The 22,636-nt window shown below is 68.1% G+C and carries 17 protein-coding genes and 2 pseudogenes; 6 read left to right on the top strand and 13 right to left on the bottom strand.

The annotated features are described in order from the left end of the window. Positions 1 to 41: 41 nt before the first annotated feature. From OG293_RS39070 to OG293_RS39090, 5 genes and pseudogenes are all read right to left on the bottom strand, one after another. On the bottom strand, positions 42 to 668 hold the full coding sequence (locus OG293_RS39070; protein ID WP_406003447.1) for an XRE family transcriptional regulator: 627 nt from the start codon (positions 666 to 668) through the stop codon (positions 42 to 44). Between the two features lie 76 nt (positions 669 to 744). Next, positions 745 to 1,119: a hypothetical protein gene (locus tag OG293_RS39075; protein ID WP_406003448.1), complete on the bottom strand. Its 375-nt coding sequence runs from the start codon at positions 1,117 to 1,119 to the stop codon at positions 745 to 747. 218 nt (positions 1,120 to 1,337) lie between these two features. After that, a complete protein-coding gene (locus tag OG293_RS39080) occupies positions 1,338 to 2,795 on the bottom strand; it encodes an NF041680 family putative transposase (protein WP_406003449.1) in 1,458 nt (485 codons plus the stop codon). Positions 2,796 to 2,932: 137 nt separating this feature from the next. After that, a complete protein-coding gene (locus OG293_RS39085) occupies positions 2,933 to 3,835 on the bottom strand; it encodes a phosphotransferase family protein (protein ID WP_406003450.1) in 903 nt (300 codons plus the stop codon). A 181-nt stretch (positions 3,836 to 4,016) separates the two neighbouring features. Then, a pseudogene (locus OG293_RS39090) lies at positions 4,017 to 5,300 on the bottom strand (transposase); the annotation flags it as partial. Between the two features lie 145 nt (positions 5,301 to 5,445). On the opposite strand from OG293_RS39090, the gene OG293_RS39095 reads away from it, so the two are divergent. Then, a complete protein-coding gene (locus tag OG293_RS39095) occupies positions 5,446 to 6,537 on the top strand; it encodes a replication-relaxation family protein (RefSeq protein WP_406003451.1) in 1,092 nt (363 codons plus the stop codon). Between the two features lie 171 nt (positions 6,538 to 6,708). Here OG293_RS39095 and OG293_RS39100 read toward each other — a convergent pair whose 3' ends face one another. Continuing rightward, complete coding sequence (locus OG293_RS39100) at positions 6,709 to 6,852, bottom strand: hypothetical protein (protein ID WP_406003452.1); 144 nt, start codon at positions 6,850 to 6,852, stop codon at positions 6,709 to 6,711. Between the two features lie 859 nt (positions 6,853 to 7,711). Here OG293_RS39100 and OG293_RS39105 point away from each other — a divergent pair. The 4 genes and pseudogenes from OG293_RS39105 to OG293_RS39120 form a co-directional block, all read left to right on the top strand. Beyond that, positions 7,712 to 13,882: a DNRLRE domain-containing protein gene (locus OG293_RS39105; RefSeq protein WP_406003453.1), complete on the top strand. Its 6,171-nt coding sequence runs from the start codon at positions 7,712 to 7,714 to the stop codon at positions 13,880 to 13,882. A 76-nt stretch (positions 13,883 to 13,958) separates the two neighbouring features. Then, complete coding sequence (locus tag OG293_RS39110) at positions 13,959 to 14,270, top strand: hypothetical protein (RefSeq protein WP_406003454.1); 312 nt, start codon at positions 13,959 to 13,961, stop codon at positions 14,268 to 14,270. A gap of 32 nt (positions 14,271 to 14,302) precedes the next feature. Next, entirely contained in the window at positions 14,303 to 14,596 is a 294-nt protein-coding gene (locus OG293_RS39115; protein WP_406003455.1) for a hypothetical protein, read from the top strand. 393 nt (positions 14,597 to 14,989) lie between these two features. Further along, positions 14,990 to 15,483: pseudogene (locus OG293_RS39120) on the top strand (transposase); the annotation flags it as partial. Positions 15,484 to 15,921: 438 nt separating this feature from the next. On the opposite strand, the gene OG293_RS39125 reads toward OG293_RS39120, so the two are convergent. The 7 genes from OG293_RS39125 to OG293_RS39155 form a co-directional block, all read right to left on the bottom strand. Continuing rightward, positions 15,922 to 16,878, bottom strand: a complete 957-nt coding sequence (locus OG293_RS39125) for an IS5 family transposase (protein WP_406003456.1) — start codon at positions 16,876 to 16,878, stop codon at positions 15,922 to 15,924. A gap of 74 nt (positions 16,879 to 16,952) precedes the next feature. Next, entirely contained in the window at positions 16,953 to 17,363 is a 411-nt protein-coding gene (locus OG293_RS39130; RefSeq protein ID WP_405996728.1) for a RacP protein, read from the bottom strand. 3 nt (positions 17,364 to 17,366) lie between these two features. Further along, complete coding sequence (locus OG293_RS39135; RefSeq protein WP_405996727.1) at positions 17,367 to 17,849, bottom strand: DUF6192 family protein; 483 nt, start codon at positions 17,847 to 17,849, stop codon at positions 17,367 to 17,369. Beyond that, positions 17,788 to 18,249: a DUF6192 family protein gene (locus tag OG293_RS39140; protein ID WP_405996726.1), complete on the bottom strand. Its 462-nt coding sequence runs from the start codon at positions 18,247 to 18,249 to the stop codon at positions 17,788 to 17,790. The genes OG293_RS39135 and OG293_RS39140 overlap by 62 nt, the downstream gene beginning before the upstream one ends. A gap of 517 nt (positions 18,250 to 18,766) precedes the next feature. Continuing rightward, positions 18,767 to 19,132, bottom strand: a complete 366-nt coding sequence (locus OG293_RS39145) for a hypothetical protein (protein WP_405996725.1) — start codon at positions 19,130 to 19,132, stop codon at positions 18,767 to 18,769. A 78-nt stretch (positions 19,133 to 19,210) separates the two neighbouring features. After that, positions 19,211 to 19,846 (bottom strand): hypothetical protein, encoded by a 636-nt coding sequence (locus OG293_RS39150; RefSeq protein ID WP_405996724.1) that lies wholly within the window; start codon positions 19,844 to 19,846, stop codon positions 19,211 to 19,213. Further along, complete coding sequence (locus OG293_RS39155; protein WP_405996723.1) at positions 19,843 to 20,073, bottom strand: hypothetical protein; 231 nt, start codon at positions 20,071 to 20,073, stop codon at positions 19,843 to 19,845. Before OG293_RS39155 ends, OG293_RS39150 begins: the two co-directional genes overlap by 4 nt. 439 nt (positions 20,074 to 20,512) lie before the next feature. On the opposite strand from OG293_RS39155, the gene mobF reads away from it, so the two are divergent. Further along, on the top strand, positions 20,513 to 22,480 hold the full coding sequence (mobF, locus tag OG293_RS39160; RefSeq protein WP_405996722.1) for a MobF family relaxase: 1,968 nt from the start codon (positions 20,513 to 20,515) through the stop codon (positions 22,478 to 22,480). Positions 22,481 to 22,636 lie beyond the last annotated feature (156 nt).

Genomic DNA, 22,636 nt, shown 5'->3' on the forward strand with positions numbered 1-22,636 from the left:
ACCAACCACCAACGTCGCATCGCGACGCCATCGCCCGTCAGCTACCGCGTACTGCCGTCGTCAAGTCCAGCGATGACTCTTACGTCCCCTTCGGACATGCCCAGAACCTTGGCAATCTCCTGGGTGAGAAGCGGCTCCGGGTTATGCCTGCCTCTGCGGAGCATGTGGATGGTGGACATCGATTGTGCGGTTTCCATGGCCATCGCCTTGACCGGGATTCCGCGCAGGTCCATCAACCCGGTGAGCATCCTTGCGAACGGATGTGGCTCCAGCTGCCCAGCAGGGGCAACGGCAGGACCGAGGATCACGTCGCCGATCTTGGCCTGGAATCGGAGCAGTTGGTCACCCGCAAACCCGACCTTCGCAACGAAAGGCAGGACCTCGCCAGCGCTGGAACCGACCGTGCCCGGCACGGACACCTCCGTGAACCTTGAAGGGTGGCTGTGGTGATCGCTTTCGATCTCCAGGGGAAGACCCGGCTCGATATCGCGGACCTTCCAGTCGCGGTTCCACCAAGGAAGTTCCAGCAGCACCTCGTTGAAGAAGGGCGGCAGAACGGTGAGATCCACCGGGTTCGGAGGGTGTTTCTGACCTCCCCAGATGACATCAGGCCAGTACCTCAGTGCCGCGATCACATCCACCGTCAGGGTGCGGTTGGCAATCTCCATGGCCACACTCTCCCACCAGGCGACGGAGCCGTCTCCCCTGATCAGGCGAACGTTATCTACCGCGGCACGAGTCTCATCAGGGCTGGTCGTCCACTTCTGCGATGAGCTCCGCCACGGTGGCACCCGGGCTCACTCGAACATCGAAGTTGTAGCCCTGATCGCAGAACACCAAGTCGACGGAGTCCGGCATCCACTGGCGCAGCAAGCATGCGAGCTGCGCGGAGTCCGCCAGGGCCGAATCCAAGTAGAGGCCCGTTGCATCTTCCGGCATGAACACCTCACCCGGACCTTCATCCGTGCAGAAGCTCCAGCTGAAGGCACATGCCTCGCTGCGTCGCGTCGGGTCGCCTTCAGCCTCCGGCCAAAGGTCCGTGATCGCGGCAGTCACGACAGCTGAGCCGACCCTCCAAGTGGTGGTCAACCCATCGAAGAACGCCATGAACGCAGCCATGCCGCGTGTCTACCACGTCCGTCTCATCCACTCCACGCGGGCTTCGCCTGCCACAGACGAAAGGTCACAACCCTGTCTCGATTCTCAATAACTTGCCCGTTCTCCGGTGTCTGTGCCTCCCGCGACCGCCACGAAGAGCGGCTGCGCGCCCACCCGCACGTCGCCGCCGACGTGCTGCGCATGGAGTACGTCTCGATGGCGCTCAGCTTGTTCTTTATCTACCAAGACCTTCCGGGTCTGCCGATGGCTTTGAGGGTCTCGGGGCGTTTGACGGTCTTGCCCACGTCGTAGCGGGGTGCGGGACGGCGGTTCTTGGTTCCGGGCGGCCGTCCGGGACCGGTGCCGCGCGGTTGGGGAACACGGGCGGGGCAGAGCAGGTGGGCTCGGATGTTCCTGAACCCTCGGCGGACCCGGGCAGGGGTGAGGCGTTCGGGCTTGACCGGCTTCTCCCAGGGGCGACGGAGGTCGGCGGCGAGCGGTCGGGCGAGGCGGAGCTGGGTGTGGGCGACGACCAGGAGCCAGGTCCAGCGGTCCGCCGCCTCAGGAGTACGGATCTTCGGAGTGGTCCAGCCGAGCGTCTGCTTTCCGAACCTGAAGGTGTGCTCAAGATCGAACCTCCTGAGGAACACCTGCCACCACAGGTCCACGTCGGCTGGGGCGGCGCCGGTCTTCGAGGACCACAGCCAGACCGGCGGGGCCTCCCGGTCCTTCGAGAGGTGCTCGACCTTCAACCGGATCAAGGTGCCCTCGACAATGGGAAGTTCACCGTCGTGCTCGAGCCAGGCCGAGCGGTGGGTCAGCCGCGGGTGGACCCGGTCCCACGCCTGAGCCTCGGCCTTGCCGTAGTTCACCGTGTCGGTGGCCGTGGTGATCGCTGCCTCGGGCCAGGTCTCCGGTTTGGCGAAGCGGAACTCCGGCCCGTGCTTGGGCGGGTGGCCGCCGCGGGGATGGGCGCGATGGAACTCCTCACGCGAGGGTGCAGGACAGCGCATCACCCGGTCCGAGCGGACCCGGCCGACCAGTTCGACGGGAAGGTCCCGCAGGACCCAGGCCAGGCGGGTGACGTCATAGCCGGCGTCCATGACGATTGTGATGTCCGGGTCCCCGGACTGCCATTGGCTGGCCGCGACGAGCCGCTCGACCACGGCCCTCAGCTGGGCGGCGGTAACCGCGGTCGCGTCGTCCTCAGGTCCGAGCCGGACCACGTCCAAGATCCCTGTCCATGACGTGGCCCCAGGCTCCAAGACGGCGACGAAGGAGTACGGCCAGCCCGGGATGAACTGCGAAGCCGTTTTCGCCCGCCCGTAGACGTGGCAGAACAGCCTGTCCGCAGAGCATGGCGCGTCCGACCGCAGCCACGGCGACACATCGACCGCCAGCACCAGACGTCGGTCTTCGAATCGGGGCAGCGGCAGCCCGGCGAGCAAAGTGCGCAGCCGCTCGATGTCGATCCGGCCGCGGTTGAGAGCGCCGTACAACGCTCCGTGACCACGCCGGTGCTCGGGCACCAGCGTCAACTCCACCGGCGAGAGGACCGGCCCGTCGACGCACAGCAGCGCGTCGGTGAGCTCGAACAGTTCGTCACGCAGGGCGGTCAGACACTCGTAGAACTCGCCCCGGAAGCGTGACGCTTCCGCGAACGCTTCGCGCCGGACATCACGGCACACCACACTCATGACAACGGCCTTCGGTTGATCCCGTACCTCTGTGACGGAGCACAGGATCAAGCGAAGGCCGCCCTCACGTCCGGCGAATGCCCAGGTGAGCGACATAGTTCGAGTCGCCATTCGAGACCGGAAGAAAAAGAACAAGGTTAGAGGATGTTCCAGCGCATGGAGGTCTGCTCCTGGTGCAGTCCTTCGATGCGGCGCTCCACCTCGCTGCGTGTGTGAGGCGCTTGGGTGATCTTGCGGGCATTCGTTGCGATCATCCGCAGCTCGCGCAGGTCCCGGATCACGGGGAAGCCGGGCCACGTGGTGATGTCGAAGCCGTAGGAGTCGACGAACGGCTGGTACTGCCCGGCCCCGTGCCTGAATCGCCGACAGTGGATTTCGATGGTCGCGAGATCCCATTCGCGGCGCCCGCGGGTCACCGTGTCCCAGTCGCACAGAACGGCTGCGGCGCCAGCGTGGAGGGCGTTCCGATGCTGTGGGTCTCCCTGGATCACCGTTTCGGGGAAGAGGAAGTCGATCTCGTCAAGCTCTTTGGCCAGTCGCTCAAGGCGTTCGTTGAGGAAGGCACGGGTCTCTGCCGGCAGTACGTTGGCCGCCGCAATTGACCTGCCGATGGCCGCGATGGTGTCGTGCTCGGGGAGCTGCATGGGCGGAGCGGGCAGGTTATGCAGTGCCAGGAGCGGTTCAGCGAGCTGCTGTGCGGTCACCGGCTCCTCAGGCTGCGGCAGGTGTGTCCAGAAGGTGGCGGAGTGGCCATCTACGACGGTGGGCTGTGTCACGTCGTGGAGGGGGGAGGTAGGGAAGCCGAGGTCCATCAGCCACTGGACGAACCGCACCGTTCGTTCAACGTCCTCGTACCGGGAGCCGCGGCGGGCGATCTTGACGACCACGGGATCGTGGCGGAGGCGCACAACGGCGTTGGTGTGTCCGCGGAGTACCTCAGCTCCTTCGCTGTCCAGGCCGACGGCCTCGCAGGCCTGCTGGAGAACGTGACGCATTTCCGTCTCGCTGTAGCCGCCGTAGGTTGGCGCTGGTGCTGTCATGGGGCCAAGGCTGTCTGATGAGCGGTCGGACTGTCACAACTCCAAGAGTTCACGCAGTCCCATCGCGGCGCGGGTTCGGCTATTGGCTCCGGGAAGTTCTTCTATGACGCGACGTGCCCTAGAAGGCCGATGAAGATCTTGTTGAGAGGCTGTCCGGTCGTAGGCTGGGCGGTCCTTTGGTCTATGTGGTGGCCGGGTTGATCGTCCAGGTGTTGCCTGTGCGGGTGAGTCCGAGGTTGATCAGTCGGCGGAGGTTGAGGGCGGCTGCTCGGGTGTGGAGCCAGGCGTCGTTGGCGATGGTGCCGCGGTAGCGGAGTTTGCGGTTGCCGTGTTGGACGAGCCAGGCGACGGCGCGTTCGACCGGTGGTCTCCAGCGGCGGTAGTCGGCTTGCCAGTCGGGGTCGGAGGCGGCCTGGCGGCGGGCGGCTGCGAGCAGGTCGTGGTGCGGGCGGATGGTCAGGATGCGGCCGGCCTTGGCCTTGGTGCACCGCTCGCGCAGGGGACATCCAGTGCATAGGTTCCCGAAGGCCGCCTTGCGCTGGTTGTGCTGTCCGCCGGGGTGCGACAGGGCGACGGTGTGTCCAGCGGGGCAGGTCACCGTGGCGGCGGCGGTGTCGATGGCAAAGTCGTCCAGAGTGAAGCCGCCGGGGACGGCCGCCCGTAGCGGAGCGGGTTTGAGGAATAGCCGGTGCCCTGCCTCTGCAAGGGTCTGGCGGGCCTCGCCGGTGGAGTAGGCGGTGTCACCGAAGGCGTCCACCGGGGTGTCCTCGTCGGTGAGGAGCTCAAGACCCACAGCGGCCTCGTGGTGCTCGGGCCCGGCGCCGGGCCGCAGGGCGACGGCGGTGTATAACCCGGTCTCGGGCTCGATGGCCAGGTGGGCCTTGTATCCGTCCTGCTGGTGGGTGCGGGTCTTGTGGATGTGCCGGGCCTCGGGGTCGACGGTGGAGACCATCCGGCCTGGGGCAGTGCCCCGGGTGATGCGCCAGCGCCCGTCGCGGCCGTCGGAGTCCTCGGCAGGTTCGACGTCTTGCCCGGCGACCAGGGCCAGGATGCCCACCGCGTTCGCGGCTTTCTCGCCCAGCTCCTGCTCGGGCAGGTGCCCGAGCAGCCTGAGCGCGTCACCGACCAGGGCGTCGACGAGGGCGGCGCGGGCCTGCTCGTCATTCCAGGCGATCCTTGGTTTGCCCGGGTCGCTGTAGTCATGCGCGGTGCACTGCACGGCTGCCACCCGGTCAGCTCCCGGGACCTCCCGGATTACCGCGCGGACGGCGGCGATGATCTGGGTGACGGTGTCCTGTGTGGCGACCGCGTCGTCCAGAACGGTGGAGTCCAGCGCCCGCCGGTGCTTGCCCTTGAGGACCCCGGTGGCCTGCACTACCTCGCGCACGGCCTCAAAGACCCGGTTCGGGCGGGCGGAACGGCCCAGGCGGCGGCGGAAGTAGGCCAGCAGCGACGGGTCGAACGCCATATCGTGCAGGCCCACCGACGGTGATCGTCAGACCGCGGTCAAGGGGCGCTTCCGCACGGTGGCCCCGGCCCGTACGCCTCGCGCGTGCAGGCCGGACCTGTCACCGATCCGGCCGTGATGGCCGGAGAACCCCGAGGATCCGATGACCACCGCACCCATCCCGCAGACCCCGTCGGCTCCGGCGAACACCGCTGTGACGGTGAGCCCCGCTGGGCGCCCTGCGGCGAGCCCCACGCCCAGCCCCGCAACCCCGAGCCGCCGACTGAGCGTTGTAGCTGATCAGGCCCCTGATTCACCTGCCCTGGCCGGTTGCAACTCCTCTTCTCCTAGTACTGATGTACCTGGAGAAGCGTCCCGGCACCGGAGGAAGGCGGCGGCGAAGGCCGGCGCGGACATCCGCGGCGAGGTCCTGCTGACCCTCGCCCAGCTGCGCCTGGCCACACCCCGCCAGCTGAAGGCCCTGCTGCTGTCGCACCAGCAGGGCACCGACCACGTACGCCGGGCGCTGCGCAACCTGCTCGACGAATCCCCGGCCCTGGTCGGCCGGACCCACCGCGCCCAGCAGAGCTACTGGTACTGCACCCCGGCGGGCCTCGCCGAAGCCGCGGCCTCCGGTGAGCTCGCGCCGACGGTGGGCCGGACCACGGGCAGGCGCGCGGCCAGCAAGACGGGCCTGCGCGAGCACGGCCTCGCCCTGGTCGACACCGTCGTCGCCTTCGACCAGGCGGAGGTGGCCGACCACGCGGACTGGCGGGTGGAAGTCGCCCACCCCACTCCGGCCGGGAACCTGGTCCCCGACGGCGTGGTGCTCCTGGCCGACGGCTCCAGCGCGTTCCTGGAGATCGACCGCACCATGTCCTACGCCCGCCTGGTCGCCAAGCTGGAGCGCTACGACGCCTACCGCAACGCCCCGGCCGCCGGCCGCGGGAACGCCGCCCGCGCGCCGCGTAGCCACTGGCAGGAGACCTACGCCGGGCCGTCCCTGGAGCGGCCCTTCCCGGCGGTGCTGTTCGTCTTCGCCCCGGCCCCGCGCCGCGCGGCCCCGGCCACGAGGGAGGCTGCCTTCCACGAGCGGGCCCGCCGGGTGGGAAGCGTGAACTACCGGCTCACCGTGGCGACCACGACCCTGCCCCGGCTGACCCGCGACGGGGCCGGCGCTCCGGTGTGGCGGGTCGTCGGCAACGGCCACGGCGAGGAACGCTGCGCCCTGGTCGCGCTGCCGAAGGCGCGATGAGACCGTGGGCCCGGCCCGCCGCGCCGACATGGGTGCGCGGGTCAGGGCCGGGGATGCCCTCTTCGCAGGGTCCTGCTCACGCCGCCTGGCCAACCTCGGTTACGCGCCACACAGTGACTGGCGGCTAACGGACCAGGCGTGCCGGGTCGATGTCGAGGGGGAACGGTTCGGTCAGGGCCGTGGTCCGACAGCCTGCACGAGGCGGTCCCGGTAGGCGCCGTTCTCCAGGTGGCCGAGGTAGAGACGGGGCGCGGGTTCGAGTTCCAGGCGCCAGTAGTGCGGGATGCCCGCAGCCGCGTACAGGGCGGGCTTCATCTTCCGGTCCGTGAGGGCGAGGCGATCTCGACCACAATGAGGACACTCACCAAAATGTGATAGATGGTGCGAACTGCACGCGCATGCGATCTTTACATGTGCTCGCATCAAGAACTTGGCTTGAAATAACACACGCCACAGGGAACCCATCTGCACCACCAGCACCACACGAACAAGATCCCCCAACGAGTGTCCGAGAATTGGACGCCGATCGCCCGTGCGCTTGGTCGCTTCCCCGTGGCGCTCGGCCTCCAACCTGGGTGGCCGATCCAGTCTGCATCCCGTGACATCCAGCCCGCGTACACAGGCACGCCCCCGCACGCACCGGCTGAAGCGCGGCGACTCGAACCGTTCGCGCCAGCACGGAGCGGCGCCCGTGGCAGCCCCGGCGCCCGCAGTTGAAGGCGTTGACGGCCAAAGAGGCTAGCCTGCAGCAGCGCTGCCCGACTGTTGCGACGCCCCTGTCGGGATGCATAGGTGAAGTCACAAGCCCCTCGCAACGACTCCCTGGTGACTGGGAGTCGATAAACCACCTCACGTGATCCCGTGCCGCCGGGTTCATCGACGGTGGGGGATCTTGTTCGTGTGGTGCTGGTGGTGCAGATGGGTTCCCTGTGGCGTGTGTTATTTCAAGCCAAGTTCTTGATGCGAGCACACGTAAAGATCACATGCGTGTGCAGTTCGCATCATCTATCACATTTTGGTGGTGGGTTATTTTCCGTCCTGCTGCCCTAACTGTGGGTCAGCTTTGTGGGGGGTTTCAGAACTGATGAATCGAAGGTTGACGGCCTGGCACCGTGGTGCCCGGTCGGCTCCAGGCGTGTGGAGACGCAGGACCGCCGCGTCTCTCGCCTTGACCATGGCGATCACGTTGCTGCAGGACGGGGAAACGGCACTGGCCGGCCCGTCTGACATCAAAATGCCGCTGAAGCAGTCGCGGCAGTATGCGACTTCGGCGAGCGACATTCCGTCGGCTCGTGTCCTGGCCCGTTTGTCGGGCAAGCGTGTCGAGGCTCTGTCCGAGCGGACTGAGTCGTCGACTACGTGGGTGAACAAGGACGGGTCGCTCACGTCGGAGATCGCTGCCGGCCCCGTCCGTTTCAAGGATGACTCCGGACAGTGGCGCGATGTTGATGTGGACCTCGCGGCCCTGTCCGACGGGTCGGTCGAGCCAGCAGCGCATCCAGGCGGTCTTCGCCTGTCCGGGAAGTCCGGCAGGAAGGCGTCCTCGCTGAAGGATGCTCAGACAGCCGTGGCCACCGACCTGGTGACGCTGGGTGAGGGCGAAAAGCAGATCACTCTGCAGTGGAGGGGTGGACTGCCCGCTCCGAAGCTCGACGGCACCCGTGCCACGTACGCCAACGCCGTGCCGGGTGCAGACGTCGTCGTCGAGGCGACCCGTACCGGGTTCGAGCAGTTCGTGGAGGTGAAGAGCAGGCCCGCGGCCGGCTTCTCCTACACGCTCCCTCTCAGGTCAAAGGGCCTGAAGGTCGAGCAGCAGAACGACGGCAGCCTCCTCTTCACCGACAAGAAGTCGAAGAAGACCGCGGTCATGCCGGCACCCGTCATGTGGGACGCGAGCGTCGACAAGGTTTCGGGTGAGCACACCCGGCGTGCCCGTGTCGCGATGAAGGTCGTCAAGGCCAGGGGCGGCGTGGACCTGGTCCTCACGCCGGATGCGCAGTTCCTGGCGGACCCGAAGACGACGTACCCGGTCACGGTCGACCCCTCGACGTCGGCGCTGGGGAACCTGTTCGACACGTATGTGCAGCAGGGCGAGACCGTCGACTGGTCGTCCGACACCGAGCTCGACCTCGGCAACCCGGGCACGACGAACTCGAACGGCACACCGCGTACGGCGCGTTCGTTCATCACGTGGAACACCGCGCCGATCTCTGACGCGCTGGTGTCGGACGCGAAGCTGAGCCTGTGGAACTTCCACTCCGGCAACACCGCCTGCACCGCCGAGCCCTGGGAAGTGTGGTCGACAGGCAAGGCGTCCACCGCCTCACGCTGGACCTCGCAGCCGGCCTGGACAGCGAAGAAGGCCCACTCCACCGAGACCAAGGGCAACGCGGGCTGCACCGCGGCTCCTGACGGCTGGATCAACGCCGACGTCACCGCCCTCGTTCAGGAGTGGGCCTCGGCAAAGAACTCCACCTCCGGCATGGGCCTGCGCGCCACCAGCGAGACGCTGACCGCGCAGTGGAAGCGGGTCAACTCCGCCAACAACGCGTCCAACCCGCCGAAGCTGGTAGTCGACTACAACTACCGTCCTCGCACCGGCACCAAGCAGGAAGCCGGCCCGCCGTACTCCTCCTACGGCGGCGCCTACACGGTCAACACCGTGACGCCGACGCTGCGGGACACGTTCGTCGACTCCAACGGCGACAAGGTCAACGGCACCTTCCAGATCTTCGACAGCGCCACCGACAAGCAGGTCGGCGACGTCATCGTCTCCAAGTACGTGCCCTCCGGGCAGCCCGCCCCGGTCGTCGTACCGGCAGGCGTGCTGACGAACGGCAAAACGTACAAGTTCCGCAGCAGCCCGTACGACGGGACCCACTACAGCCTGGGCTGGTCGGAGTGGAAGACCTTCACGGTCGACACCACCTCGCCCATCGCACCGACGGGCGTCACCTCGACGGACTACCCGACCACGGCCTGGGTCAAAGGCGCGAGCCAGGCCGGCACCTTCACCGTCACACCGAACGGCACCGACCACAACTGGCTCGAGTGGTCCCTGGACGGCTTGACCTGGATCAAGGCCGCCACCGGCGGCTCCACCGCCGCCAAGGCCATCTCCGTCACCCCGCCGAAGAACGGCACGCACACCCTCCAGGTCCGGCAGGTCGACAAAGCGGACAACAAGTCCGAGTCCATCTCGTACACCTTCCACGCCGGACCGGGCGGCTTCGTCCAGCCGGCCGCAGGCGAGCGCACCGCGCGCCGACTGCCCCTGGCCGCCGAGGCCGACGGCACGAAGTACAACGCGGTGTCCTTCTCCTGGCGCCGCTCCGAAGCCGACCCCTGGCAGCCGATCCCGGCCGGGCAGGTGACCTCCGGCGGCACGGCCCTGACCGCTTGGCCGGTGCCGATGAGCGGAGGCAAGAACGCCGCGCTGGTGTGGAATGCCACCGACACCGTCAACCCTGACGGCAGCATCCAGATCAAAGCCGACTTCACCGGTCCGGACTCCGCGTCGGGCAGCACTCAGCCCCTGACAGTGGTCGTCGACCGCAACGCCTCCGGCGCCGCCTCGACCGATGTGGGTCCCGGTTCGGTGAACCTACTCACCGGCGACTTCACGTTGTCGGCCACGGACGCCTCCGCGTTCGGCCCCTCCCTGTCGCGTGCGGCTTCCTCCCGCACGCCCGACAAGGGGGCCAAGCAGCAGGGCCAGGCGCCGATCTTCGGTAAGGAGTGGGTCGCCGGCGCCGCCGCCGAGACAACGCAGTCCGACTACTCACACATCCGTCGTATCTCCGACACCGCAGTCGCCATCATCAGCTCCGAGGGAGACGAGACCCACTTCACCTCAAACGCGGCGAAGACCGCGTGGATCCCCGAGCCCGGCGCTGAGGACCTGACCCTCAAGGGCAGTGTGACGGGAACGTTCACGCTGTCCGACAGCGAGGGCACGCTCACCGTGTTCACCAAGCCTGACGCCTCCGCCACCACGTGGCAGGTCTCCAGCACTCTGGTGGAGGGCGTGTCCAACTCCACCATCACTGTGATCTCTGAGACGGTCACTTTCGACGGCAAGAAGCTGGCTCGCCCGAAGCGGGTCATCGCGCCGACCTCGGCCGTTGCCACCTCCGCTTGTGCGGCCGACGTGGCCACCAAGGGCTGCCGCGTCATGGAGTTCGTCTATGCGACGTCCACTACCGCCACCGCGGGCGCGTTCGGTGACGTGGCCGGTCAGGTGATGGAGGTCCGCCTGTGGACGACTGCCCCCGGCGCTGCCGCAGCGACCTCGAAGTCCGTGCAGACGTACGTGTACGACGACTCCGGCCGTCTGCGCCAGGCGTGGAACCCGCAGATCAGCCCGCCGCTGAAGACGGAATACGGCTACGACGGCGCGGGACGCGTCACCACGCTCACTCCGCCCGGTGAACTGCCCTGGACGTTCACGTACGGCAAGGCCGGAAACGCCGCCACAGCCGGTGACGGCATGCTCCTCAAGGTGTCCCGGTCTGGCCTGAAGCAGGGCACTACAGATGTCCAGGAGGGCACCGCCACCACCAGCGTCGTCTACGACGTGCCGCTGACCGGCACCGCCGCCCCGTACAAGATGAGCGCCGCGGATGTGAAGGGATGGGGCCAGCTGGACGCGCCGACTGACGCGACCGCTGTCTTCCCCGCCGACGCGATCCCGGCAGGGGCTTCCGGCAACGCTCTGACCGCGGCCGACTACAAGCGGGCCGAGGTGTACTACCTCGGTGCGTCCGGCCGTCAGGTCAACTCGGCCACTCCCGGCGCTCACATCGCCACAACGGAGTTCGACCGCTTCGGCAACACCGTCCGTGAACTCTCGGCAGCCAATCGGGCAGTGGCCCTCAGCATCAGTGCCGCAGACCGCGCCGTGCTGGACGACCTGGGTATCGCCTCGCTGCCCACGGCCGAGCGGGCGAACCACCTGGCTACCACCTCGGTGTACAGCGAGAGTGGTACACGTGAGCTAGAGAAGTTCGGGCCGCTGCGCCGGATCGACCTGACCGCCGACCTCAAGTCCGGTACGACCACCCTCGTCGCCGCCGGCACCTCGGTGACCGCACGCAGCTGGGTCGTCAACGAGTACGACATGGGCCGGCCCACAGACGGCACCGCCAACGTCAATGACCAGATCACCAAAAGCACCGCCGGTGCCCAGCTCCGCGAACACCCCGGCATCCAAGCGGAGACCCGCACGTCCCAGATCTCCTACGACTGGGCCAAGGGCCTGCCGACCAGGACCGTCCACGACCCCAGCGGTCTGGCCATCACCACCACGACCGAGTACGACACCCAAGGCCGCATCACCAAGCAGCTTCTACCCGGTGCCGCGGGTACGGACGCCGCTACCCGGGTGACCACCTATTGGTCCGCCACAGGCACCGGCACCTGCCAGGGCCGACCGGAGTGGGCCGACCTGGTCTGCTCCACCGGCCCGGCCGGTGCCATCACCAGCGGCGGCACGAACCCCTCTCAGCTGCTCACCACAACCACCGAGTACGACTGGTGGGGCAAGCCGTCCAAGGTGACGGAGACCGCCAACGGATTCACCCGAACGACGACGACGACGTACGACAACGCCGGCCGGCAGACGAAGGTCGCCATCACCGGTGGCGTCGGCCAAGCGGTGCCGGAGTCCTCGACCGAGTACGCCCCGGCCACAGGCCAGGCCGTCAAGACGACGTCGCCCACCGGCGGCACCATCACCAGGGCACACGACAAGCTTGGCCGCCTCGTCTCGTACACGGACGCCGACGGCGGCGTCACCGCGACCGAGTACGACCTGCTCGACCGCCCGGTCAAGACCACGGACAACACCCCGTCCACCGTCACCTACGCCTACGACCACTCGGCTGAGCCGCGCGGCATGGCGACGAAGACCACGGACTCCATCGCCGGTGTCTTCCAGGCCACCTATGGCGCGGACGGCTCCGTCAACACGCAGAAGCTGCCCGGCGGCTACACCCTGCGGCAGACAGAGGACACAACCGGCGCACTTGTCGAACGTACCTACACCCGCGACAGCGACGGTGTCAGTGCGCTGACCGACACGGTCACCCGCTCCGTGTTCGGGCAGGTGGCGACCCACGCGGGCTGGTCCGATCAGTCCTACGCGTACGACAAGGCCGGGCGACTCATCACCACTGAGGACACCGCTGACACCGTCTGCACCAAGCGGACATACAGCTTCGACGCCCGCAGCAACCGCAAGTCCCTCACCACCGCGGCCGGCGCCCCCGGTCTGGACTGCCCCACCACAGGAGGCACTACCACCACCCACACCTACGACAGTGCCGACCGCCTCGTCGACACGGGCTACACCTACGACGCCTTCGGCCGCACCACCACGGCGCCCGGCAACGGCACGGTCGGCTACTACGCCAACGACCTCGCCTACCAGCAGACCGCCAACGGAACGCGCCAGACCTGGCAGCTCGACGCCAGCCTGCGCTTCCGCTCCTGGAAGACCGAATCCGGCAGCGGCTCCGCCTGGACCCAGACCGGCTCCAAAGTCAACCACTACGACAGCGACGGCGACAGCCCCCGCTGGATCACTGAGGACACCGCCGCCACCGGCGCGCTGACGCGCATGGTCACCGGCCCCGACGGCCGACTGGCCGCCACCACGGCCAAGACCGGCAGCACGGTCCTGCAGCTCACCAACATCCGTGGTGACGTCGGCCTGCTTCTCCCGCTGGACGCCGGCGTCGCGCCCACGGTGCTCGACGCCGACGAGTACGGAAACCCCCGAGCCGGTCAGGCAGAAGCCCGCTACGACTGGCTCGGCGCTCACCAGCGGTCCGGTGAGACCGTGACCGGACTCACCCTCATGGGCATCCGGCTGTACAACTCGGGCACAGGGCGCTTCCTGTCGATTGACCCCGTCAACGGCGGCAGCTGCAACAGCTACGACTATGTATGCGCCGATCCCGTCAACATGCTCGACCTCGACGGACGCATGACCGCCCTGGCGCTCGTCGGTGCCGCGGGACTAGGAGTGAGCGCCGGCACGGTCCTCACCACCATCGGCGTTGCTGCCGTCCTGGCCATCATCGCCCTCATCTGGTGGAAGGGGAAGGCCTGGGCCATCCGCCAGGTCAAGATCCTCTGGGCGAAGGCATCCAAGAAGTCCGGCAAGGAACGCGCCACTGATGCCCCGAGTTTCGTCAGGGGTAAGAATAAGATCCCTGGAAAGTCGGCGGAGCAGTCGGCGATCGAATACTTCAAGAGAGCGTTCGGTCGGCCCCCTACAAAGCAGGAGAAGGGGCCAGGCGGGCCTATCAATAAGGCCAAGAAGTATCTCGAACGAAAGTAATCGACACCCATAGAATGTCCGGGGGCGTGCGCTGGTCACGCCCCCGGACGCATATGATTTTAAGGAGGCGTAAGCAATGGCGAATGACCCTGCACCTGGCAATGAAGTGTTTATTCTGTGGCATGCTCGGCATCTCATTCTGGAGGAGGACGGCCGAACGATCCACCGGGATCCGGACGGCGAGATCCATGTAGATGAGGAGGAATGGAGGATCATCGGCGTCTATGCCGACAGGGCGGCGGCCGAGGCGCAGAGAGAGACGTCTATGGTGCTTCCAGGATTTCGAGACGAGCCCGTTTGCTTTGACATTTCACCCTTGGTTATCGACCAAGACGAGTGGGTCGACGGGTACTTCACAGAGTACCCGGACGGACGGCAGCAGGACTGAATCAGCCTCCGGTCGAACGAAGAAGGGTTACAATGAACCAGACTTTCTACCTCTTGGTGCACAGGCATCACATTTCTCTTGATCCCGAGGACGTTGCATCCGATTTCATGGAAGACGGTGAACCGCTCTTCTGGGACGACAGTGAGGACAGCTTCAAAGTCCTCGGTCTGTATGCCAGTAGGAAGCTGGCCGAAGAGCGTATCGAGCGAGCACGGCCCCTGCCTGGGTTCAGGCGATCTCCGGAGGGATTCCGCGTGCATGAGTACACCCTGGGACAGGCCCATTGGCTCAATGGGTTTCGTACTGGCGAACGAAGCGAAGGCTGAAGCAGCCCCATGGAGGCATAGCCGATCTCCTGGCAGACATCACCTGCTCGGAGGCTGACTTCTGATGCGCTCAACGCCATGCGCCGGGAGTGGGCGAACCGCGGAGCTCGGCGAGGAGTGCGACCTGAGGGGACCATCCCCGCGGGTGCGGGGAGCAGCGATACAACACGCTGGAACCCAAGATCTTCAAGGGTTCATCCCTGCGGGTACCGGCACAACAGCCTGAACCGGTGTAAGACGTTTATCCTCGCAGGTCACCCGACCTGCTGATCTGCGGTTCTTCCCGGGACGGCGGAGGCGGCCGTTCTCCACGCTTCGAGATGTCGAGTAACGAAGCACAAGAGAACGGCCGCTGCCGTGAGTCTCCCAGTCGACGCGCCCGTAGGCGGCGCGTTGGGCATCTTGTCCCGCTTTCGGGTCGAGTTCCACGAATGCCTCTACGCCCGAGCGGACGCGCTCTTCGAGCTCACGGACGCGGTGCTGTGCACGGACGGACCGGTGAAGACCCTGGTCGAGCTGTCGCTGGCGCTCGAGTACCGGCGCGGACATGGCGCGCTGTACGCGGCTCTGGACTGCGGTTGGCTGGAGCCGACGCGGTTGCGCCGCGCGCTGGCCGGCCTGCCGCTGCCGAAGCGGCCGACGGGCGGATCGTGCTGGCCGTGGCCGTGAGCAACTGGCTCCGCCCCGATGCCTCGACCAGCGACGATCGGCTGTTCTGCCACGTCTGCGGACGAGGCGACCGCAACACGGACCAGTTCGTGCCGGGCTGGCCGTACTCCTTCGTTGCCGCGCTGGAGTCCGGCCGCACCTCCTGGGTCGCGATGCTGGACGCCGTGCGCCTGGGGCCCGCCGACGACGCGACGCTCGTCACCGCCGTCCAACTGCGCCCCTTCGCCGTCCCTGGGAGCGACCCGCCGAGCCCGCCGCCTCACTCCCGCCCGCGTCCGCAGGGGGTTTCGCAACATCCGCGCGACGGCAGCCGCACCAAAACCGTCCCGGCCAGGCCCCGGCAGAAAGACGACCCGAAGAAGTCTCCGGCCATCACCGCACTCGAGGAGGTCCTGTACGAGGGACGCGCGGCCCGCATTAACGTCCTCTACAACGGCCGGGCCGCCGTCGGCGGCCTTGCCCCCGCCGCCCGCGAGCAGTTCGCCACCGTGATCCCGGCGCGGGCACCTGGCAGCAGCTCGCCCTGATAGTCGGCCCCGCCCCGAAGAACGCCCCGAAGAACAGCGCGCACCCGGGCCGTGTCCACGACGTCCACGACGGCACCGCCCGTCCGACGCAGGCACTGTTCATGACCGACACCGAAGCCGCCGACTGGCTCACCGCCACGGCGGCCGGAAAGGTGTACGGACCGCAGGGTCATCAGCGAACGGGGTCGGCCACCTGGCTGGCAGCGAGACCCGGTCTGCGGAAACCCGTGGGACCGGGCCGGTGATCCCGGCGAGCGCCTCGGTCTTGCGGCGGGGGCGGGCCAGGCGGCGCGACATGAGCGTGATGAACGCCCACTGGATGTGAGCTTCGGCGTGGGACATCAGTCGCTCGTAGTCCCTCGCGTTGCGCCGGGCCCGCATTGTCCATGAGTTTGACCGTTCAATCACCCACCTCTTGGGCAGCAGAACGAAGCCCTTGGCGTCCTTGGGGCGGGGGACGATCTTGATCGTGATGCCCAGGGTGTCCTGGGCCCAGGTGCTGAACTCTTCGCCTCCGTAGCCGTTGTCCGCCCAGACCAGGACGATTTCGGGGTGTTCGGTGTGGAGGCGGGCGAGCGGGATGCGTGCCGCGTCGCGGTCCTGGACGTCGGCAGGGGTGACGAGCAGGTCGACGAGCAGGCCGTCCTGGTCAACGAGGAGATGTCGCTTCCTGCCATTGATGTGTTTGTTTGCGTCGTATCCGCGTGTCGCGTTCGACACTGTTTCTGCACCTTTGACGGACTGGGAGTCCACGATCACCCGGACCGGCCAGGCACAGCGCTGACGGCGCAGCCGCAACCGTCGGCGGAGCTGGTCAAGGATCCGCTTGAGCGCGCCGGCCTTTGCCCAGCGGGCGAAGTAGCCGAATACGGTGCGCCACGGGATGCCGAAGTCAGCGGGCAGCGCCCTCCACTTCGCCCCGTTATCGGTGATGTAGCGGATGGCGTCGACCACGCGGCGCCGGGGCCATTTCTCCGGGGCCCCGCCCTTGGGGGTCTGGCAAGCGGGAGTGGGGAGGAAGCCCTTGAGCAGGGCCCATTCGACGTCACTGGTGTCGGAGGGGTAACGGTAGCGGGGCAGCAGCATGACGATGCCGGGCCGCGACCGGTGGATGGGCCAACTGCGGGGCGGTCGCGGCCCGATGCCTCTCGTGCTTCGGTTCACTCCAGATTGGCCAGCAGCTGAAGGGTGGATTCGATCGCACCCATCTGCGCCATGACCGTGCGGATGTAGGGATCGTTCGGGGTCTTCTTCTGGTGCGGGAGGAGGGTCCCGGCGACGAAGTTCTCCACCCGGTGGTGGACGGCCTCGAAAAACGCCCGTTCGTAGCCGATCCACACCTCCGGCGCGTCGTCCAGCATGCGGTATCCCCACTTCCGGTCCCAGGTCACGGGCGGAAGGCCCGTCGCGGCCGAGACCTGGCGCAGATGTGCGAGCCCGGTGTGGACCTGGGCGCGGGTGCGTTCGGTGGCGGCCATCAACTGGACGATGGTCAGGCCGGCGGGACGGGCTTCCAGCAGGGCGCTGAGGATGGCTTCGGCGTGGACATGAGCGGGGACTCCCCGCCCCATCGCCTACTCACCCGAGCCCTTCAGCAGCTTCTGAAGCTGCTCGTCGAGGTCGACCTCGCCGCGGGTGACGGCGTTCTCGATCCAGTCGGCTGCGGCGCGTACCCGCGAAAGCCCTCGCCCGATCGTCTCGCGTTCACCGTCGTCGTAGTGCTCGCCGCGCAGGTTCGGCACGATCCTCCCGGCCGTGGCCACGAACTGCGCGCAGGCCGCGACCAGGTCCATGAACTGGGCGCTGTGCTCCATGCGGTGCAGCTGCGGGGCGGCCTCCTCGTGCACGAACTGGGCCTGCTGACGGAACCGATCGAACTGCGCCTCATTAACGGCATGCCGGGCCGTGTCATCGGCCATGGCCTTCGAAGCAACTGTCGGACGGCGCAGGAAGTCGGCGGTCACCACCGCCGCGACCGCGTCGTCGCTGGCCAGGTCATGGATCGCCTCCACCTTCTCCTGGACGCTCTCCGGGGAGTCGACCTTCCAGCCCACCACCCGTTTCGCGCTGTCGTGCGTCCACCTCGCAGGGCCTCCCCGGGGATGGGGCGGGGGGGGTGTTGACCGCCTCGAAACGCTCCTGCTCATCAGGGATGCTCGCCAGGACCTTGTGGATGGTGTGCGAGACATCTGCCCGCCGGCGCTCCTTCGGCCAGCGCGAGGACACCCACCGGTAGCCGCGGACCGTCGTGTAGGCCAGGCCGACGTCTTCCGCGAACATCCGGATGGCCTCACTGACGGTGAACAGGTCGTCCTTCCCGGACGGATTCACACCCCCATACGAACGCATCGGCTCGATCTCCAGGGCCGCATCCCCAAGCCGCCACTGGACGCCGCTCATCGTGGCTACCCAGTCCCGCCCCAGCTTGACCAGCTCGTCGTAACGGTCCCGGGTCACACTCCCGATCATCGCGGACATCCGCACCCACCCCCACGGGCCCGGCGCGGCACCCTTCGTGCCGTCAACTTGCCGCAAACACCCGCCACTTGGCACCATCCGGCGGTGCTGGACCAGTCGCCAGGGCGCACCGGCCCGGCGCACGGAGCAGTCCTGCCACAGCAGAGCGCGCGGTCTCACACCCCGCCTCGCCCCGTGCGCCGCCGGTGCCAGGACCGTTTGCGGCAACGGGGAGAGCAGCACCGTGCCGAGGCAGGATGGTCCACCCCGACCACCCAACTCACCCCACACTCCGGACAGTTCGCCGTCCGGGCCGCCTGGACCGCCTCGGTCCGCACCCGCGCCCGCCGCAGCCGACGCCAGTGTCGCGAACGGCACGCCGACGAACAGAACACCGCTGCCGCCTTCGCCGACGGCATCAGCGGACCACCGCACCCACGACACAACCGCGGCCCCGCATCGTCGCCCGTGACCACGATCAGCCGCAGCCGGGGAACACCGTCCCTGCCCATCCTGGTCAGGCGAGGTCAGTCAGGTCCTCCGCGAAGACCTGTGACAGAGGCTGCGGTCCCACGTACTGCTGGCAGTTGCACTGGCCAGCCTCGTAGCGCAGCGGCTTCTTGTTCTCATCCCAGGCCGTTGGCACTTCGACGCGTTCGTGGCACTGGCCCTGCTTGTCGTGCTTAGCGAGATGGTGCGTGCATCCGCACACTGGCTCCGGCGGCTTGTGAGCCGCTTCGACGGCCAACCGTTCCTGCTTCGCCGCCTCCAGCAACTGCATCTTGCGTTCATGCCGATTGCGTAGTGCGGTACGGACGTTTTCGGCTGCCCACCCGAAGCCGCCCGTCCAGAAGATGATGAGAACCCACCAGAACCAGTCCACCAGCTGCCCCTTCCCCCTGTCCTGCTGTGGGCCAGCATAGATGGCTCATCCGAGGCGCTTGGTCTTGTCATGTAGGCCTCAGACACAGCTTCTCAGCACGTCGGTCACCTGCCGGGCCGCCGCCGGGGAGAGACCAGCGGTGACTTGCCCGGAAGTAAGGACCCGGGCATACGTCCCCGGCCCGTAGGCGACCAGAGCCGCCGCGAGCGAGGCAGCGGCCGTCTCGGCTGGCCCCGCACCCCACCGGGGTTCGTCCTCGGCAGCCAGCGCCTGGCGGGGGAGCTCACGCCGGGCGGCGAGGAGTACGGCGAGGGCCTGGGCGTGGGCCGCGTCCAGCGTGATGGTCAGCAGAGCGGGGCCGAGCTGGTGAACCCGGTGCCCAGAGAGGCCGTGCGCGGCGAGAGCCCGCCGCAGGCCCGTGCTCAGCACCGCCGGGTCCTCGACACGGTCGGCCGGACCGGATGGCACGGCCACGGCCGGTGCCCGCTCCACTTGTTCACGCAACGCTGCGACGGCGGCCGGGACGACCTCCAGGAGCTCAGAAGCCTCCGGGCTGAGCTCGGACAGCGCCCCAGCGAGGACCTCCAGCGCGGTGGCCGCATCCTCGAAGGCTCCGCTGCTCCACCGCTCAGGTCCTGCGGCGTCGGCGAGAGCGCACACGGCGATCACCGCGCTCTCGGCCAGCGGGTCCAGGGGGGTGGTGGAGTGCTTCATGTCCCGCCCAACGAGTACGGCCAGTCCGCGTGATGCTGGCCATCCATGATCGCTGCTGGACCCTCGCCTTCGACGGCCACGCCCGGCCAGGGGCCGGTGAGGATGGAGTGGGTCCCGATCCGGCGCCACACGATGTGGCGTCCGTGGCGCAGCTCCCGTCCGTACGACCACGCGGCGCGCCGGTCCGGCGCCCAGGTGAGCTCGTAGGCGCCGGGGGCGACCCGCACCCCCTTTACGCGCAAGCCGGGCCGGAATGACCGGCCGGTGCGGAGGTCGGGGACGAAGGCTTCGAGGACGACGCGGCGGAAGCGTCGCCGCTGGGCGGGGGTGAGGTGATGGAGGTCGGTGGTGAAGCGGGGAGCGTCTCGAAGGTCGGCACGAAAACTCCTCCAGGAAGCACGAAGCCCCCCGGCGCGAGGGCGGGGTACGGATGGGCGCGTGCGGTGAACCTGGGTCACCAGGGGCTGGGTCGCGCTTGATTGCGTTCGGTGGTGAGTCACCGGTGCGTGGGGTTGGGACCGGAGAGCGATGACATTCGCTCGCGGTGCGGGGCAGGTTCCCGCCTGGCGGGCTCCTGAGAAGAAAGTTCGGCCGCTGCTCCCGCCTGGCGGGACGTGCCGCTGATCGGCCTTTCCTTGCAGGTCAGAGCCGTGTGGCGTGGTCTCCATGACAGTGGATATCAGGATCGTCCGAGCCGGTCAGATGTACCGCTACTTCTTGCGCCAGACCGTTGTCGGCGACGGCCGCCGCCCAGCCCGTACGCCGATGCGCGAGGCTCAGGAGCAAGCCGGCGTCCCGGCCGGACGATGGATAGGCCGGGGACTTGCCGTGCTCGGTTTGACGCCGGGGCAGGAGGTCGCCGAGGCGCAGCTGCGGAACCTCTTCGGCGAGCGGGGCCGGCACCCGTACGCGGACCGGATCGAGGCCGACCTTCTCGCCAAGGATGAGTCCCCGAAGACGGCGTTCAAGGCTGGCGCCCTCGGACGCCGGGTGACGGTCACCGGTGTCGACTTCGTCTTCCGGCCGCAGCCGACGATCTACCTGTTGTGGGCGCTGGGGGATGAGGAGACCCGCCGGGTGATCGAGGCCGCGCATGAGCGCGCGATCGAGCGGGTGCTGGAGTGGATCGAGGACGAGGTCGCGGTGATCCGCTACGGCAAGGACGGCATCTACCGGGTGCGGCCGCCCGGCGGTCTGGTCGCCGCGCGCTTCCGCCACTACGAGGCGCGCTCCGGGATGCCGCTGCTCCATGACCATCTGCTGCTGTCCGTGAAGGGGCAGCGTCTGGACGGGAAGTGGGGTTCGATCCACACCACGGCCCTGCACGAGAACACCGTCGCCGCCTCCGCGCTCTACAACGAACTCGTGGCCGCTGAGGTCTGCGAGGCGCTGGGGCTGGCGACCGAGCCGCGCACCGTCACCCCGGGGCGCCGGCCGGTGATGGAGATTGCCGGGGTGCCGCACGAACTGATCCGCTGGACCTCCCGGCGCAGCGACCAGATCGCCGCCTGCCTCTCCGAGCTGGAGCACGAGTACGTCACCGCCGTCGACGACGACGGCACCCCGCGGTTCCTGCCCGTGGTCTCGGAGAAGGCCCGCGCCAAGCTGAACCAGATCGCCGCCCGCAAGACCCGCCCGCCCAAGCAGAAGACCCGGCCACTCGCCCAGCTGCGCAAGGAGTGGAAGGAGAGTGCGATCCTCACCTCCGGGGTGGCCGTCGACATCATCAACTCCCTCCTCGAGTACGCCCGTGCCGCGGCTGCGGCGATCTGGGCCCGGGTCGCCCCCGTGGTCGACGTCGCCCTCGCGGCCGTCGACGTCACCGCGACGGTGTTCGTGATGAACGACGGCGGCCGCTTCCACCGACGGCACCTGCTCGCCGAAGCCCGCCGCCACCTCGCCCTGGTCCTGCGCGGCCGCCGCCGCGACCCCGGCCTGGACGACCAGATCGTGGCCGCCGCCATCTCCACCCACTGCCTGGACATCAGCGAGCCGAAGACCGCGCGCGGCCTGGAGGCCAACTACCGCCTCTACACCGCCCGATGGGCCCTGTCCGACCTCCCCGCCCGGCACCGCCCACCCACCCCCGCACCCGACCCGGACCGGCAACCTCCGGCCGATCCCGGCGAGCCGGCTGCGCCCCGGCCCCCGGGCCAGGACGCGGGGGAGTGGGAGATCCCCCGGATCCCGCTGCAGTACGACCGTGCGGTCCTCGTCGGCGCGGTGGTGCGGGAGAAGCTGCGCACCGCCACTGCCGTGCGGGGCCGGGCGTACGACGTCGTCGCGCACCAGCAGGCCGCGATGCCTGAGCAGCTGCTCGCGCCCCGGGACGCCGACCCCGAGCACGACCAGGAGCCGGAGGCCTGGCCACGACCGGGGATCGACCTGACGGCACTGCGAGCCCTGAAGGCATCGCGCACCGACGTGGAAGCCCTCGATCTCACCGATGAACGATTGCGCCGTCTCCAGGACGTCTTCACCAAGGCGGCCGACCAGGCCCGCGCCACCATGAACCGCTACGCCGACCGGGAGGACGCCGACGCACCGCACCCGGCGCGCGAGGACGACCAACGCACGCACCACCCCCAGCAGCCGGACCCGCACCAAGGGCGAGAGGCCGGCCCTGGCCGCTGAGTTCACCCACCGGGCGCATGGAGGAAAGCTGTCGGCACCGTCCCCCCAGACGGATGAATGAGCTGCCGCAGCGGCAAGCCAGCTGTACCGGCGGGCCCTCCTGACAGCACACTGCTGGGCGGCCCCCATCGGTGGGCCAGCATCCGCAGGGCGCTC

The sequence above is a fragment of the Streptomyces sp. NBC_00829 genome, from assembly GCF_045161795.1.
Taxonomy (GTDB): domain Bacteria; phylum Actinomycetota; class Actinomycetes; order Streptomycetales; family Streptomycetaceae; genus Streptomyces.

Coding starts and splice junctions, on each gene's coding strand:
- OG293_RS39070 (WP_406003447.1), bottom strand. CDS start 668: ATGGAGATTGCCAACCGCACCCTGACGGTGGATGTGATCGCGGCACTG.
- OG293_RS39075 (WP_406003448.1), bottom strand. CDS start 1,119: ATGGCTGCGTTCATGGCGTTCTTCGATGGGTTGACCACCACTTGGAGG.
- OG293_RS39080 (WP_406003449.1), bottom strand. CDS start 2,795: ATGAGTGTGGTGTGCCGTGATGTCCGGCGCGAAGCGTTCGCGGAAGCG.
- OG293_RS39085 (WP_406003450.1), bottom strand. CDS start 3,835: ATGACAGCACCAGCGCCAACCTACGGCGGCTACAGCGAGACGGAAATG.
- OG293_RS39095 (WP_406003451.1), top strand. CDS start 5,446: ATGACCACCGCACCCATCCCGCAGACCCCGTCGGCTCCGGCGAACACC.
- OG293_RS39100 (WP_406003452.1), bottom strand. CDS start 6,852: ATGAAGCCCGCCCTGTACGCGGCTGCGGGCATCCCGCACTACTGGCGC.
- OG293_RS39105 (WP_406003453.1), top strand. CDS start 7,712: ATGGCGATCACGTTGCTGCAGGACGGGGAAACGGCACTGGCCGGCCCG.
- OG293_RS39110 (WP_406003454.1), top strand. CDS start 13,959: ATGGCGAATGACCCTGCACCTGGCAATGAAGTGTTTATTCTGTGGCAT.
- OG293_RS39115 (WP_406003455.1), top strand. CDS start 14,303: ATGAACCAGACTTTCTACCTCTTGGTGCACAGGCATCACATTTCTCTT.
- OG293_RS39125 (WP_406003456.1), bottom strand. CDS start 16,878: ATGCTGCTGCCCCGCTACCGTTACCCCTCCGACACCAGTGACGTCGAA.
- OG293_RS39130 (WP_405996728.1), bottom strand. CDS start 17,363: ATGGGGCGGGGAGTCCCCGCTCATGTCCACGCCGAAGCCATCCTCAGC.
- OG293_RS39150 (WP_405996724.1), bottom strand. CDS start 19,846: ATGAAGCACTCCACCACCCCCCTGGACCCGCTGGCCGAGAGCGCGGTG.
- mobF (WP_405996722.1), top strand. CDS start 20,513: ATGACAGTGGATATCAGGATCGTCCGAGCCGGTCAGATGTACCGCTAC.